We start from the raw sequence: 14,460 nt of genomic DNA, 5'->3' as shown, positions 1-14,460 counted from the left end.
GAAGATGGGGCGCATGGGGTTCCACGGCTGGCAGGGCAACCCGCCCGGCACCGAAGACGAGGCACGCCGCCGGATCGTCGAGGCGGCGACGGCGTGCCTCGACCGCGCCGGGCTCGCCAAGACCAGCCTCTCCGACGTCGCCGCCGAGGCCGGGGTGACCCGGCAGACCGTCTACCGCTACTTCCCGGGCTTGAAGGACATCCTGCGCGCGGTCGCGCTCGCCGGGGTCGAGGAGTTCGCCGGGCGGATGGAGCGGCACCTGGCCGCGTTCGGCAGCCCCGCCGAAGCCGCGGTCGAGTCGGTGGTGTTCGCCCTCCGGACCGTCCCCGACGAGCCCCACCTCGGCCTGCTGCTGGAGGCGGGCGAAGCCGACTTCTTCACGGTCGGGGTGCTCGCCCCGGAGGCGTTCACGTTCGGCGCGCGGATCCTGCGCACCGTGCCGGTCGACTGGGCGGCCGCGGGCGTCGAGACCGACGACGACCTGCGCGGCCTGGCCGAGGTCCTGATGCGGCTGTTCATCTCGTTCCTGCAGTTCCCGACCACCCCGGAGCTCACCGACGACGAGCTGCGCGCGCTCGTCGGCCGCTGGGTCGGCCCGGCGCTGCGCGTGCCGGACTAGGACCATCGCACTATCGGATGATCGGTCTTCGGTCCGATGCCGCCGCGGTCCGGGGGCCCTACGGTTTTGACCATGATGATCAAGGCAGTCCTCGCGACGGTGGTCCTCGGTGGCGCGCTGGCGGGTGTCACGGCGTGTGCCAACCCCACCGGCAAGTCGTGGGCGATCACCTACGAGGTGACCGGCCCCAGTGGCGGGACGCTGGCGAAGGTCGGTTACGCGAACTCCCCGAACCGCTACAACGACGAGGTCAAGCAGCACACGGTCGCCGGCCCGGTCGGCGTGCCGTGGAAGCAGGAGGCCATCGTGACCGCGGGCCAGCAGGCGGAGCTCACGGCCACCCCGACGGGTGATCTCACGCTGAGCTGCCGCATTCTGCTGGACGGCGAGCAGGAACTGGCCAGGGCGACGGCCCCCGGCCCCGGCCGGCCGGTGTCCTGCGCCAAGACGACCGACTCCTGAAAACCGTGCTCGACGGTCCGAGGTGAGAGCGTCCGGAGCCGGGCTGAGACACTCAGGCCGTGATCCTCGGATACGTCCTCGCCGTGCTGGCCGCCGTCGCCTCGGGCAGTGGCTCCATCCTGGAGTCCGCCGGGGTCCGGAAGGCCGGCGCCTACGGCGGCTCGCCGCAGGACCTCGTCGCGCTGCGGCGGCAGCCGCTGTACTTCCTCGGGGTCGGGGTGGACCTGCTCGGGTTCGTCTTCGCCGCCGCCGCGCTGCACCGGCTGCCGTTGTTCCTGGTCCAGTCGGTGCTCGCCTTCAGCGTCGGCGTCACCGCGACGATCTCCGCGATCCTCGGGGTCCGGCTGGCGAGCGCCGGCTGGGCCGCGCTGGGCGTCGGCGCGACCGGCCTGGTCCTGCTCGGGCTGTCCGCGGACCCCGGGCCGGCCGAGCCGCTGTCGACCGGCTGGAAGCTCGCGCTGGTGGGGGTGGCGGTCCTGATCGCGGCGACCGCGTTCACCGCCCAGCGTGTCGATGGGCGCTGGACGCCGATCGTGCTGGGGTTCTGCACCGGGCTGGGGTTCAGCGCCGTCGGGATCTCGGCGCGGACGCTGGACGCCTCGGGCCCGGTCTGGCGCCTCGCGCTGGAGCCGGCGATCTGGGCGATGATCACCAACGGGCTCGCCGCGGCCATCGCGTTCGCGATGGCCCTGCAACGCGGCCGCGCGACCGCGGTCACCGCGATCATGTTCACCACCAACACGGCGGTGTCGTCGCTGATCGGGGTGGTGGTGCTGGACGACCGCGTCCGCGCGGGCTTCACCGCCGCGGCGGTCGCGGGGTTCGTCCTCGCCGTGGCGGGCGCGATCGGGACCGCGCACTACGCGGCCGCCCACCGGGCGCCCGCGCCGGAAGCGGTGTGAGTCCCGTGGTGCCGGTCGCGGGGGAGACCGGCACCACGGGAGCGCCTCAGCCGGTCGTGGAGATGTCGTCCAGCTGCTCGGCGGCCGGGCGGACGGGGTAGAGGTCGCCGCCCGGCGGGGCCGGGACCTTCGGCAACGCCGCCCGCGCGTCACGGTCACCGGCGTCCGCCGCCGCGTGAACGCTGTCCAGGGCCGCGTACTGGAGGAAGTTGAGATCCGGGTAGTGCCACTGGGACGCGCCGCCGGTGGCCGCGGGGAGCAGGAAGTCGACGGCCTTGAAGATGCTGCCGCCCTGCGGGTTGCGGTAACCCCACAGGTCGACGCCGGCGTGCCGGCCGATCTGCGCGAGCCGGGTCAGCGCGACCAGGTTGAACGTCGAGTAGTGGTAGGTGCGGGTCCGCGCCACCTCTTCGGGCTGGCTGCCGTCGGCGGCGATCTGGTGGTCGATCCGGCCCGCCTTGGCCTTCTCGAGGATGTCCTTCGTGACGCCGGGCTGTCCCGTGTAGAGCGCGATCCCGGCGGTCAGCATGTCCATGAAGGTGCCGTGGTTGTTCTGGGCCGCGGCTTCGTCCTTGCCGTACTGGCTGGTGCGCAGCCAAGTCAGGAAGTCACCCGACCAGCTCTTGAACGCGCTTTCGTCCCCCTTCGACCAGCCGGGCGCGCCGGTGCTGAGGATCGCGGCGGCGTCGAGGACCTGGGTGAAGGTGTAGGAGAACTCGATGATGCCGATCCCGCGGCCGTCGTTCTTGCAGGGGATGCCCTGGGCGAAGTTCAGGTTCGGGTTCATCTTCGTGGCGGCGTCGAGGAACCAGGTGCGCAGGTCGAGCGCCGCGCGCTTCGCGTAGTCGGCCTTGCCGGTGTAGTACCAGGCGAGGGAGAGCTGGTAGATCGAGCTGAACGCCTTGAGCCGCTCGGCCTTGTCCGGGACGGCCGTGGTTTCGGGGTTCAGGACGCCGTCGCGCTGCACGTACGGGCAGCCGAGCGGGTTCTGCGGGGTCTTCGGTTGGCTGGGCCACCAGTAGGGGGCGAGGCTGAGGTAGTCGTGCTTGTCCCCGCTGGGCGGCACCCGCTCCTTGTCGGCCACGGTCCACGGCCCGGCCTTGACGGCGACGTCAGCCTGCTTGAGCAGGTTGCCGAGCGCGGTCTTGGTGGTCCGGTCGCCGACGAGCAGCGCGAGCTTGTTCAGCAGCAACCGGTTCCCGTCGAGCACGACGGTCTTCGGCGGGCAGAGGCGCGAGAGCACGGGCAGGGAGCACGGCCCGGCGGAGGCGGAGGTGGACGCGGGTTCGGTGTCGGCTGAGGCGAGTCCGGTCAGCGGGAGGCTGAGCACGGCCGTCGCCGTCGCCAGGACGCCGAAACGCCGGAGAGTTCTGAGCGGCAACACTGCTACTCCGTTCATATACATGAACTGTTTGCATATATGTGACAACGAAGTAGATACCTGAACGTGGGCAGCGTCAAGCCTCCTGAAGTGGACTTGCTCAGGGTGCTTTCTTCGCACGTGTTCGCCACTGCGCGGCCAGCCGGTAGTACTGGGTCGACTCGGGCAGGCAAGCCAGCACGGCACCCGCCGCGAAGAGGGCTGTGCCGATCAGGGCGTAGGACACCGCCCGGCTCGTCGCTTCATCTTCGGCGTGCTTGAGGGCACCTGGCAGCCACGAGAGAGTCAACAAGGCCAGCGCGACGAGCGATGTCACCCGAGCCCAGTTGAAGCGAACCGCCAGCAGCGAGCTCAGCAAAGCCACCGACCAGGGGCCCGCCGCCGTCCCCTCGACGGCTGTCTCGGTCATCCCGAACAGGAAAGCGGCCAGCGGCAGCACAACCAGAGCGGCGACCAGGGCCGGCGGGCGTCGCGGAGCCGGTTCCATCATGTACCCAGCGTGGCGGGCCCGGCTCGGGACCGGTCCCCGGCGGCCCGGAGCTCAGTCCAGGCAGAACTCGTTGCCCTCGACGTCCTGCATCACGATGCACGACTCTTCGACGCCGTCGGCGTACAGCGTCCGCTCGTGGACCGCGCCCAGCGCGACCAGACGGGCGCATTCGGCCTCGAGCGTCGCGAGACGCTCGTCGCCGACGAGGCCGGTTCCGGCTCGCACGTCGAGGTGCACCCGGTTCTTGACGACCTTGCCTTCGGGGACCCGCTGGAAGAACAGCCGCGGGCCCGCGCCTGTCGGGTCGACGCAGGCGAACGCCGCGCCCTGGCGGTCGGCCGGCAGTGAGCGGTCGAACTCCGCCCAGGAGCCGAACCCCTTCGGCGGCGGCGGGACGACGTATCCCAGCACCTCGCACCAGAACCGGGCGACCCGCTCGGGTTCCGCGCAGTCGAAGGTGATTTGGACCTGCCTGATCGTCCCCATGGGGCCCACCCTAGCGGTGCTTCGGCGACCGCCGCAGCTGCCGGTAAAGAGCGAACAGCAACCCGACACCGGCCAGGACGAGCACGTGCGCCGACAACCGCCCGGCCGCGACCAGGCCGCCGGAGCCGTCGACCGCCGACACGATCCCGAGCACCAGGACGAACCCGGCGAACACCGGCAGCAGCCCACCCGCGACCCGGGGCCGCAGCGCCGCCCACAGCAGGCCGGCGCCGAGGGCGAGGTTCCACGCCGCGCTCTCGTTGCTCAGGTGCGCCGCCGTGGTCGTGCCGTCCATTCCCGCCATCCCCGGCATCGACATCCCGGCCATGTCCGCCATCCCGGCGTGACCGGCGTTCTGGACACTGTGGATGAGCAGGTCGCCGAAGCCGAGTCCACATTGGACGAGCGCGACGAGGGCGAGTGCGACGCGGACTCCCCACTGCTCGGCGCGCGGCGCCGGGACGTTCGTGAGGATCCGGCCGGTCAGGTCCGGCACGGGGGGTGCCTTGCGCAGCAGCATCGTCCGCCGCAGCGCGACGGCTCGCTCCTCCCAGGTCCGGCAGCCGGCGCAGGACGCGACGTGGCCGTCGAGGAAGCCGTCGTCCGAAGTGGACTCGCCGTCCATGCGGGCCGAGAGTGATTCACGCAGTTCCGTGCAGCTCACGGGGATCAGCCGGCCGCGGGGCGCCGGGCGGAGACCTCGGCCGCAAGGAGGTCTTCACGGGCTTCGGCCACCCGGGTCCGGATGGCCTCGACCGGGCACCCGCACACCTCGGCGGCGTCCGCATAGGACAGTCCGAGGGTCTGGGTGAGCACGAACGCGTCCCGGCGATCCGGTTCGAGGGTGCGGATCGGCTCGCCGCGCGCGGGAGCGCTTTCCCGGTCGCCGTCGGCCACCACCTGCCGGGCGATCGACAGCAGCCACGTCTCGGCCGGCCGTTCGCCGCGGAAGCGGCGCAGCTCGGCGAGCGCGCGCGAGTACGTCTCCTCGGTGAGGTCGTCGGCGAGCCGCGGACCGCTCGTCCCGGCGGCGAACCGCCAGACCTGGGGCTGGGTCGCGCGCAGGAAACGCTCCAGCGCCACCTGGTCACCGCGCCCGGCGAGCCGGGCCCACTGCGTGGTTTCGCCGTCGTCGGCGGTTCGAGGCCTCACACCGGCTACTACGTGTCCCGGGCCCCGCCGGTTGAAAATGATCTTGGGGAGAAAACCACCGGACAGCTTACCGGCCAAATCCTTGACGGTTATGACCTGGGTCACGTAGCTTTCCGCGTGCCTTGAATCGTTTCAACTCCACCGGGGGGCCACGATGACCGAGCACCATCCGGCGACCGACGGCGGCTTCCGGCTGTCCCGGCGGCGCGTACTCGCGCTCGTGTCGGCCGCGGCCGTCGCCGGGACGGCGGGCGGCTTCCCGATCGCCTACGCCGCGCCGGACGGCAGCGGTGACGCGGCCAAGCGGTTCGCGGACCCACGGCCCGACTCGCGGCCCACCGTGCTCTGGTTCTGGAACGGCGCCGTCACCCCGGCCCTCGTTGCCGACGGGCTGGCGGACCTGCGAGCCCGGGGTGTCCACGAGGTGCTGGTGTTCCCGTTCGACACGGCGGCGCTGCGGCCCGCGTTCTTCACCGAGGACTGGTTCACGCTCATCGAGTTCACCCTGCGCGAGGCCCAGCGCCACGGCATGCACCTCTGGCTGTTCAACGACGACTACTTCCCGAGCGGCCGCGCCGGCGGGCTCGTCGTCGACGGCGGCCGGGTCGGCACCCGGGTCTACCAGCCGCGCCCGGACCTGCGGCTCAAGGGCGTCGGGCACCAGACGCTGACCGTCGCCGGCGGCGAGCCGGTGCCGCTGGTGAGCCGCGGGCTCTCGGTGTCGGGCGGCCGGCTGCTGGTCGACGCGGGCGCGCGGGACGGCGTGACGCTGTTGCGCGACGGCGCCCTTTGGCAGGACTACGACGTCGTCGCGGTGGTCCGGATCGAGCGCGCCACGGCCGGGCTCATGGTCCGCAGCGCCGGTGCGGCCGACGGGGTCCTCGCCGACCTGCGCGCCGACGGCGCCGTCGACGTCTGGCAGCAGACCGGCGGCGCGTTCGCCCTGGTCCGGAGCGGTTCACCGGTCGCGGGGTTCGACCCCGCCGCGGACCACGAGCTGCTCGTGCGGGTCCGCGGGACGACGCTGACGGTGGCGCTGGACGGCGTCGCGCAGGCGCCGGCCGAGATCACCCACGCCACCGGCCGGGTCGGCGTGCGCGCGGTCGCGAGCCAGCAGTCGTCGTGGGCCGGCCTCACTGTGCGGGACCCGGCCGGCGGTGTGCTGTACGCGGAGACGTTCGACAGCTCGGCCGCGCTCGACGCCTTCGACCTGCCCGCCACCGGGGTGCCGCTGGTCGCCGCGGCCGCGCGGCCGGACTCCTCGGCCGATCCCGGCTCGCTCGTCGACCTGACCGAGCAGGCCCGGGCCGGTGGCACGTGGACCCCGCCCGCCGGGAGCTGGCGGCTGGACCTGTTCACCCTCCGCCCGCTGAGCACCCCCACCGGCACCGGCCGTGCCTACCTGGACCTGCTCGACGACGAAGCGGTGCGGCTGTTCGTCGACGCCGTGCCGGGGGAGTACCTGCGGCGGTTCCCGTGGGCGGTCGGCTCGGTCCTGCGCGGCTTCGCCGACGACGAGCCCTATCTCGCCTCGGCCGACGGCCCGTTCGACACCGTGCCCTGGTCGTCCACTTTGGACGCGGAGCTGAAGCGGCTCGGGGTGGCGCCGGGGATCGCGCTGGCCGCCGTGCACACCGACCTCGGTCCGGACGGCCTGCGGCTGCGCGGGGTCTTCTGGCGCGCGGTGAGCAACCGGTTCGCGGCCGCGTACTACCGGACGCAGGGGCAGTGGATGGCCGCGCACGGCCTGCGGCTGATCTCGAACCCGCTGTGGGACGAGTACGGGCCGGGGGAGCAGCTGCGCAGCTCCGGCAACCTGAACACGACCAACCAGTGGGCGCAGGTGCCGGGCACCGACCTGATCTTCGACCACTACCAGCGCGGGTACCACCGCACGCTGTCCCGATGGCCGGCCAGCACCGCCCACCAGCTCGGGCTGGAGCGGGTCTACCTCGAGGCGATGGGCGGCACCGGCTGGGCGGTCACGCCGGCGCTGGTCCGCGAAGTCGTCGGGGCGTTCGCCGTGCGCGGGGTGAACCACACGCTGCTGCACGCCCGGTTCAGCGACGAGAGCCAGATCGTCTACCCGCCGCCGTTCCAGCCGGCCAACCCGTGGTGGGCGGTGTCCGCGCCGCTCAACGACTGGATCGGGCGGCTGATGGAGGCGTGCCGGCTGCCGGCCAAGGCCCGCACCGCGCTCCTGCAGCCGCAACGCGCCGCCGAGTCCACTCAGGACACTCCGGAGATGTCCACTCTGGACACCGAGTTCCTGGGCGCCGCGCACGCGCTGGAAGACGTCCAGGTCGACTTCGACTTCCTCGACGAAGGCGCGCTCGACGCCGACCCCGCCCTGGTGACCCACGCCCGGCCGAACGGGCCGCGGCTCGTCGTGGGGCAGCAGGCCTACCTGACCGTGGTCGTGCCGCGGACGCCGATCCTCGCGCTCGGCACCGTGCGGACGTTGCTCCGGTTCGCCCGCGGCGGCGGCCAGGTGATCGTCGTGGGCGAGCCGGCGCGCGAGGCGGGCGGTGACCACGCGGGCCTGCGGGCCGCCCTGGCCGAGCTGTTCGCCGTCCGCTCGGTGGTCCGCGCGGCCGGCTCCGCCGCGGCGGCCAAGGCCGCGTCGGGGAGGGCGGCCGCGGTGCTGGACCCGCCGCACGCCGACGTCCGGGTCCTGCGGCTCGAAGGGGACGGCCGCGCGACCTTCGTGGTGCTCAACGAGCGCGCGGAAGCCGTCGACCTGACCGCGACGTTCCCGGCGACCGGCGTGCCCGAGGTGTGGGACCCCGACACGGGAACCGTGACACCGGCGGGAGTCTGGCGGTGTTCGCCCGCCGGCACGGCGACCGTCCTGCGGCTCGAACCGAAGGCGACCCTGCTGGTGGTGTTCCGGGCCGGACCGGAGCCCGCCCACGCGGTGGCCGCGTCGGCGCCGGTGGAACGCGTCCGTGCCGACGGCCGGGCCGCGACTCTGCGGGTGACTTCCCCGGGCGAGATCACGGTCACCACGACCGACGGCCGCCGCTCGTTCACCGGGCGCGCCCGGGTGACCGACCCGCTGACGGCGATCCCGCTCGACGGCGACTGGGCGTTCAACTTCGAGGGTTCCCCGGTGTGCACCCGGCCGCTGGGTTCCTGGACCGACCTGGACCCGGCGTACTCCGGTTCTGCTTGGTACACCAAGGAGTTCACCGCACCGGCGTCGCCCGGCCGGCGGTGGGGCCTCGACCTCGGCGAGGTCCACGACGTGGCCGAGGTCGAGCTCAACGGCGTCGTCGTCGGCTCGCGGCTGTGGCCGCCGTACCGCCTGGACGTGACGGCGGCGCTGCGTCCAGGCGTGAACCGCTTGCGGGTCCGGGTCACCAACACCGGCGCGAACACCCGCGGGCAGGTGGTCGCGTCCGGGCTGCCGGGACCGGTGGCCCTGCGGCCGTACCGGCTGGTCGAGGTCACCCCGGACCGGTGATCAGCTCAGGGATGGAAGGTGCACAGGGCGGCCCGTTCTTGCGCTGCGGGGCCGCCGGCACGGGCGGCATGGGGACAGTGCGTCACCCGCTCCGCGTAGCGTCGTGATCAAGTTGTAGCTGCCGGTCGTGCAGCCGCCGCCACCCGAGCAGGGAGACCACGGCGCCGCAGAGGCAGAGGAACATGTCCCACTGCGTGTCCCAGACATCCCCTTGTGTGGCGAGGAGTCGTCCGCGCCCGAGCCGGCCGCGAGCGCGCTGAACCACTCCACGAACTCGAAGCACGCGCTGATCGCCAGGCACACGCTCACCGTCAGGAAGGCCACCCAGCGGCCGGCCCGCAGCGGTGTCCGGCGCAGCAGCACCTCACGCACCGCGATCGCGGGCACGAACCCCTGGACGAAGTGCCCGAGCCGGTCGTAGTCGTTGCGCGGGGTGTGCAGCCGAGCTTGCACCCATTCACCGAGCGGGGTTTCCGCGTAGGTGTACTGCCCTCCGTAACACAGCACGAGCGCGTGCAGCACCAGCAGCCAGCACAGCAGCCGGGTCAACGGGAACCGCTTGCGCAGCAGCAGAACCAGCGGCAGGCCGATCAGCGCCCAGACGACCTCGAGGAACCACGTGCCGGGCGCGCGGGCCTGGACTCCCGTCACGACCAGCGCGACGAGCACCACGCCGGTCAGCAGGATCCCCTCGGCCCGGCCGGCTCCGCGCACCATCGGGCCAACCTACCGCCGGCGGCGTCTCACGGCAGCGGATCGAGGCCGAGGTGCTCCCGCAGGGTCGTGCCGGTGTACTCGGTGCGGAACGAGCCGCGCTCCTGCAGCAGCGGCACCACCCGGTCGGCGAACTCGTCGAGCCCGCCGGGGGTGACGTGCGGGACCAGGATGAAGCCGTCACTCGCGTCGGCCTGGACCAGCTCGTCGATCTTGGCGGCGACGGTCGACGGCGAGCCGATGAACGTCTGCCGCCCGGTGACCTCGATGATCAGCTCCCGCGACGACAGGTTCTTCGCCTCGGCGAGCTGCCGCCACTCGCGGGCCGTGGCCAGCGGGTCGCGGTACATGCGGACGCTCGCGCGGCCGCGGGCGATCGTGTTCTCACCGGCTACCGGGTCGATCGCGGGCAGCGGGCCGTCCGGGTCGTGGTCGCTCAGGTCGGTGTTCCACAGCTGTTCGAGGAACTTGATCGCGGTCTGCCCGCTGACCTGCTGCAGCCGTACGACGTGGGCGCGCTCCTGGGCGTCGCTGTCGGTGTCGCCCAGCACGAACGTCGCCGCCGGGAGGATCACCAGCTGCTCCGGCGTCCGGCCGTACTTGGCCAGCCGGCCCTTGACGTCGGAGTAGAACGCCTGCCCGGCCTCCAAGGTCCCGTACCGGCTGAAGATCGCGTCGGCGGTGGCCGCCGCGAAGTCGCGGCCTTCGTCGGAGTCGCCGGCCTGGATGACCACCGGCCGGCCCTGGGGGCTGCGCGGCACCGGGAACCGGCCCTCGATGGCGAAGTGGTTGTCGTGGTGGGAAAACGCGCCGGCGGCGGGGTCTCGGAGGAACTCGCCGGTCTTCGCGTCGGCGATGATCTCGTCTCCGCGCCAGGAGTCGAACAGCTCCCACGCGGTCCGCAGGAACGTCTCGGCGCGCTCGTAGCGCTGGTCCTGCGGGAGGAACCCGGCGCGGCGGAAGTTCTCGCCGGTGAAGGCGTCCCACGACGTGACGACGTTCCAGGCCGCGCGCCCGGCGGAGAGGTGGTCGAGCGAGGCGAACTGGCGGGCCACCTCGAACGGCTCGTTGAACGTCGAGTTGATCGTGCCGGCCAGGCCGAGCCGCTCGGTGACCGCGGCCAGCGCCGACAGCACGGTGAAGGTGTCCGGCCGCCCGACGACGTCGAGGTCGTAGATCTCGCCGTTCTGCTCGCGCAGCCGCAGGCCTTCGGCCAGGAAGAAGAAGTCGAACTTCGCGCGCTCGGCGGTCTGCGCGAGCTTGACGAAGGAGCTGAACTCGATGTGGCTGCCGGCCTCGGGGTCGCTCCACACGGTCGTGTTGTTCACACCGGGGAAGTGCGCCGCGAGGTGGATCTGCTTGCGGGGCTGGGACATCTCGGGCCTCCTCAGGCGGTCGCGTAGCGGTTGGCGGGGCGGGCGAGGCCGAGCAGCCCGCGCAGGGTGCCGGCCTCGTACTCGGTGCGGAAGGCCCCGCGGGCCCGCAGTGCGGGGACCAGCCCCCGGGTGATCGCGGTCAGGTCGTGCGGCACCGCGGCGGGGCGCAGCCGGAAGCCGGAGAGCCCGGCGCCCTGCCAGTCGAGCAGCAGGTCGGCGAGCCCGGCCGGGGTGCCGGTGAAGACGAACGCGTCGGAGGAGTATTCCGCGCCGGACAGCTCGTCGAGCCGCTTCTTGCGGTCGGCGGCGGCTCGGTCGGTCTCGTCGAGGAACACCACGACGTCGCCGAAGACGTGCAGTGTCTCCCCACCGCGGCCGGCCAGGTCCTGCTCGTCGCGCACCGCGCCGACGATCGTGGCGGCCTGCTCGCGGTCGAACGGCGTCACGTACACGACGTCGGCCGAGCGCCCGGCGAGCCGGTAGGGGACGGGCGCGTGCGCGAGCACGCTGACCGGCGGCTGGCCCTGCGGCGGGCGCGGGGTGATCGACGGGCCCTTGACCTTGAACCAGCGGCCTTCGAAGTCGATGTAGTGCAGCTTCTCCCGGTCGACGAACCGGCCGGTGGCGACGTCGCGGATCTCGGCGTCGTCCTCCCAGGAGTCCCAGAGCCGGCGCAGCACCTCGACGTAGTCCGCGGCCTCGTCGAACAGGTCCGCGAGCGGGCTCGGCACGTCCGGCGTGGTGGAGTCCTCGAGCCGGAACTCGCCGAACTCGCGGCGGCCGAAGTGCCGGTTGTCTTCGGCGCGCCCGGCGACCTGGACCCGGACACCGGCGCGGCCGGCGCTGACGTAGTCGAGCGTGGCGATCGCCTTCGACAGGTGGAACGGCTCGGTGTGGGTGACCACGGCGGTCGGCACCAGCCCGATGTGCGAGGTCAGCGGCGCCACCCGGGCGGCGATCAGGACTGCGTCGAGCCGGCCCTGGACGACGTCGGTGCGCTCGCCGGGCCGGTCGAGGGCCTGCGCCGTCTGCAGCGCCAGTGAGTCCTCGAAGGTGACGAAGTCCAGCTTGGCCGCTTCGGCCTCCCGGACCTGGTCGGCCCAGAAGCCGGCGGTGAGCAGCTCGGCCGGCCGCGCCCCGGGCTCGCGCCACGCGGCGGGGTGCCAGCCGGCGCCGTCCAGCGCGACGGCGATCCGTGGTCCGTTTCCTGAGGCCATCCCGGCGTTCCCTTCCTCGGCAGGTGCCTGCAGTCTGCGCCCGATCGCGGGTGCCGGGCCGGGACGGCCAACTGCTGGGACGGTTCGCCGTCCCGGGAATAACCCGGGCCCCGGTCCGCGATTCCCGGTGACGGGTCGTGGTGCCTGAGTTCCACGCTACGGGCAAGGAAGGGAAGTATCCGTCCACATCGTGGGACGGCCCGTTCTTGACCCGCTGAACTGCTTAAGGTCCGGGACGTCACTCGATCGGCTGAACCTTGAAGGTGCCTTTGTCCGCCCCCGCCCTCCCGCCGCTCGCGGCGCGTTCCCTGCCCGCCGCGGTGTGGCGTGCCGTCCGCTCGGGGTGGTGGACGTCCGTCTGCGCGCTCCTCGTCGTCGTCATCGTGCTGCTGGCCGCCGGGGCCGACCTGTTCGTGCTGGCCGAAGGGCAGAGCCTGGTCCCGGACATCTCGACACTGGGCCCGACCGGCCTGCCCGCCGGGTCGCTCGGCGGAGTGAGCGCGGCGCACTGGTTCGGCGTCGAACCGCTGACCGGCGTCGACCTCTTCGCGCTCGTGGCCCACGGCGCCCGGACGTCGTTGCTGGTCGGCCTGGGCGCGACCGTGCTGGCCACCGCGCTCGGCGTGGTCGTCGGCGTCAGCGCCGGGTACCTCGGCGGCTGGTGGGACCGGCTGGTCACCTGGACCGCCGACGTCATCCTCGGCTTCCCCTACCTGATCTTCATGATCGCGCTCGGCGCGGTGCTGCCGGTCGACTTCCCGCGGCAGTTCACGCTGGTCGTCGTCCTCGGGCTGTTCGGCTGGCCCCGCGTGGCGCGGATCGTGCGTGCGCAGGCCCTGACGCTCGCCAAGCGCGACTTCGTCGCCGCGGCGCGGGTGATGGGCGGCGGGCCGAGGCACGTGTTCACCAAGGAGCTGCTGCCGAACCTCTGGGCGCCGATCATCGTCGTCGCGAGCCTCGGCATCCCGTCGATGATCGGCAGCGAAGCCGCGTTGTCGTTCCTGGGCGTCGGCGTGCTGCCGCCCACCCCGAGCTGGGGCCGCACGATCAGCGCGGCCATCGACTTCTTCGAGACGGACCCGATGTACCTGGTCTTCCCCGGGGCGCTGCTGTTCCTCGTCACCCTGGCGTTCAACGTCGTCGGCGACGCGATCCGCGACACGCTCGACCCGCGGTCCGGGGGCACGGCCTGATGCGCACCGCCCGCTTCGTCGCGACCCGGTTCGCCGGGATGCTGCTGGTCCTGCTGGTCGTCGCCTTCGTGACGTTCGTCGTCTTCTACGTCCTGCCCGCCGACCCGGCGCGGATGGCCTGCGGCCGCCCGTGCTCGCCGGAAAGCCTCGAGCTGGCGCGGGAGTTCATGGGGTACAACAGTCCCTGGTACCAGCAGTTCTTCGAGTTCCTCGGCGGCATCTTCGGCGGCCGCACGTTCGGCGTCGGCGTCACCGCGATCCACTGCACCGCGCCGTGTTTCGGGTACGACTTCCAGAACAACGTCGACGTCCTCAGCGAGATCGGCGGCCGGATCGGGGTCAGCTTCTCGGTGGCGCTGGGCGCGGCGGTGATCTGGATCGTCCTCGGTGTCGGGCTCGGTGTGCTTTCCGCGCTGCGCCGCGGTTCCGCCGTCGACCGGATCACCATGGCCGCCGCGATGGCCGGGGTGTCGATGCCCGCCTACCTGGCCGGGATGATCGGGATCACGATCTTCGCGTTCGCCCTCGACGTCGTGCCGAAGAACGGGTACGTGCCGCTGACCGAGGATCCCGCGCAGTGGGCGTGGCACCTCGTGCTGCCGTGGCTGGTGCTGGCGTTCCTGCACGCCGCGATCTACGCGCGGCTCACCCGCGGGCAGATGCTGGAGACCCTCGGTGAGGACTACATCCGCACCGCACGGGCGAAGGGGCTCACCGAGCGAAAGGTGGTGGGCCGGCACGCGCTGCGCAACGTCCTGCTGCCGGTGGTCACGGTGTTCGGCGTCGACCTCGGGTCGCTGCTGGCCGGCACGGTGATCACCGAACGGATCTTCGGCATGGCCGGGGTCGGGCGGCTGCTCGTCGACGCGATCTCCTCGCTCAACCTCCCGGTCCTGCTCGGCGTGACGCTGTTCTCGGCTTTGCTGGTCACGCTCCTGAACTTCCTGGTCGATCTCTGCTACGGCGCGCTCGATCCGCGAGCCCGCCTTGTCTGAAGGGGTA

Annotated in this window: 14 protein-coding genes; 6 read left to right on the top strand and 8 right to left on the bottom strand. The window is 72.4% G+C overall.

Annotated elements, in window-relative coordinates; genetic code table 11:
• The first annotated feature begins 13 nt into the window (after positions 1-13).
• From ACZ61C_RS12870 to ACZ61C_RS12860, 3 genes are all read left to right on the top strand, one after another.
• Positions 14-619, top strand: coding sequence for a TetR/AcrR family transcriptional regulator (locus ACZ61C_RS12870; protein ID WP_465306055.1), 606 nt, complete (start codon positions 14-16; stop codon positions 617-619).
• Positions 620-691: 72 nt separating this feature from the next.
• The gene (locus tag ACZ61C_RS12865; RefSeq protein ID WP_465306053.1) at positions 692-1,081 is read left to right on the top strand and encodes a hypothetical protein; all 390 of its coding nucleotides are present in this window, start codon (positions 692-694) and stop codon (positions 1,079-1,081) included.
• A gap of 59 nt (positions 1,082-1,140) precedes the next feature.
• The gene (locus ACZ61C_RS12860; RefSeq protein ID WP_465306051.1) at positions 1,141-1,983 is read left to right on the top strand and encodes a hypothetical protein; all 843 of its coding nucleotides are present in this window, start codon (positions 1,141-1,143) and stop codon (positions 1,981-1,983) included.
• A gap of 46 nt (positions 1,984-2,029) precedes the next feature.
• Here the strand turns inward: ACZ61C_RS12860 and ACZ61C_RS12855 are convergent, their stop codons facing one another.
• The 5 genes from ACZ61C_RS12855 to ACZ61C_RS12835 all read right to left on the bottom strand — a co-directional run bounded on the left by ACZ61C_RS12855 (position 2,030) and on the right by ACZ61C_RS12835 (position 5,492).
• On the bottom strand, positions 2,030-3,382 hold the full coding sequence (locus tag ACZ61C_RS12855) for an alginate lyase family protein (protein WP_465306049.1): 1,353 nt from the start codon (positions 3,380-3,382) through the stop codon (positions 2,030-2,032).
• 82 nt (positions 3,383-3,464) lie between these two features.
• On the bottom strand, positions 3,465-3,854 hold the full coding sequence (locus ACZ61C_RS12850; protein ID WP_465306047.1) for a hypothetical protein: 390 nt from the start codon (positions 3,852-3,854) through the stop codon (positions 3,465-3,467).
• Between the two features lie 51 nt (positions 3,855-3,905).
• On the bottom strand, positions 3,906-4,340 hold the full coding sequence (locus ACZ61C_RS12845) for a VOC family protein (protein WP_465306045.1): 435 nt from the start codon (positions 4,338-4,340) through the stop codon (positions 3,906-3,908).
• Positions 4,341-4,350: 10 nt separating this feature from the next.
• Positions 4,351-5,004 (bottom strand): zf-HC2 domain-containing protein, encoded by a 654-nt coding sequence (locus tag ACZ61C_RS12840; protein ID WP_465306043.1) that lies wholly within the window; start codon positions 5,002-5,004, stop codon positions 4,351-4,353.
• 5 nt (positions 5,005-5,009) lie between these two features.
• Complete coding sequence (locus ACZ61C_RS12835) at positions 5,010-5,492, bottom strand: sigma factor-like helix-turn-helix DNA-binding protein (protein WP_465306041.1); 483 nt, start codon at positions 5,490-5,492, stop codon at positions 5,010-5,012.
• Between the two features lie 154 nt (positions 5,493-5,646).
• On the opposite strand from ACZ61C_RS12835, the gene ACZ61C_RS12830 reads away from it, so the two are divergent.
• Entirely contained in the window at positions 5,647-8,958 is a 3,312-nt protein-coding gene (locus ACZ61C_RS12830; RefSeq protein WP_465306039.1) for a glycosylhydrolase-like jelly roll fold domain-containing protein, read from the top strand.
• Here the strand turns inward: ACZ61C_RS12830 and ACZ61C_RS12825 are convergent, their stop codons facing one another.
• The 3 genes from ACZ61C_RS12825 to ACZ61C_RS12815 are packed head-to-tail and all read right to left on the bottom strand — an operon-like array spanning position 8,959 to position 12,265.
• The gene (locus ACZ61C_RS12825) at positions 8,959-9,675 is read right to left on the bottom strand and encodes a DUF2238 domain-containing protein (protein WP_465306037.1); all 717 of its coding nucleotides are present in this window, start codon (positions 9,673-9,675) and stop codon (positions 8,959-8,961) included. It abuts the gene before it with no gap.
• Between the two features lie 26 nt (positions 9,676-9,701).
• Complete coding sequence (locus tag ACZ61C_RS12820; RefSeq protein ID WP_465306035.1) at positions 9,702-11,048, bottom strand: NtaA/DmoA family FMN-dependent monooxygenase; 1,347 nt, start codon at positions 11,046-11,048, stop codon at positions 9,702-9,704.
• 11 nt (positions 11,049-11,059) lie between these two features.
• Positions 11,060-12,265 (bottom strand): LLM class flavin-dependent oxidoreductase, encoded by a 1,206-nt coding sequence (locus ACZ61C_RS12815; protein WP_465306033.1) that lies wholly within the window; start codon positions 12,263-12,265, stop codon positions 11,060-11,062.
• A gap of 269 nt (positions 12,266-12,534) precedes the next feature.
• On the opposite strand from ACZ61C_RS12815, the gene ACZ61C_RS12810 reads away from it, so the two are divergent.
• Together ACZ61C_RS12810 and ACZ61C_RS12805 are read left to right on the top strand one after the other, a co-directional pair.
• Entirely contained in the window at positions 12,535-13,458 is a 924-nt protein-coding gene (locus ACZ61C_RS12810) for an ABC transporter permease (RefSeq protein ID WP_465306031.1), read from the top strand.
• Complete coding sequence (locus ACZ61C_RS12805) at positions 13,458-14,453, top strand: ABC transporter permease (RefSeq protein WP_465306029.1); 996 nt, start codon at positions 13,458-13,460, stop codon at positions 14,451-14,453. Before ACZ61C_RS12810 ends, ACZ61C_RS12805 begins: the two co-directional genes overlap by 1 nt.
• The last annotated feature ends 7 nt before the right edge of the window (positions 14,454-14,460 follow it).

It is taken from the genome of Amycolatopsis sp. NPDC104587 (assembly GCF_055583645.1).
The sequence above is the reverse complement of the archived record's forward strand: the minus strand, read 5'-3'. Positions and strand labels throughout refer to the sequence as shown.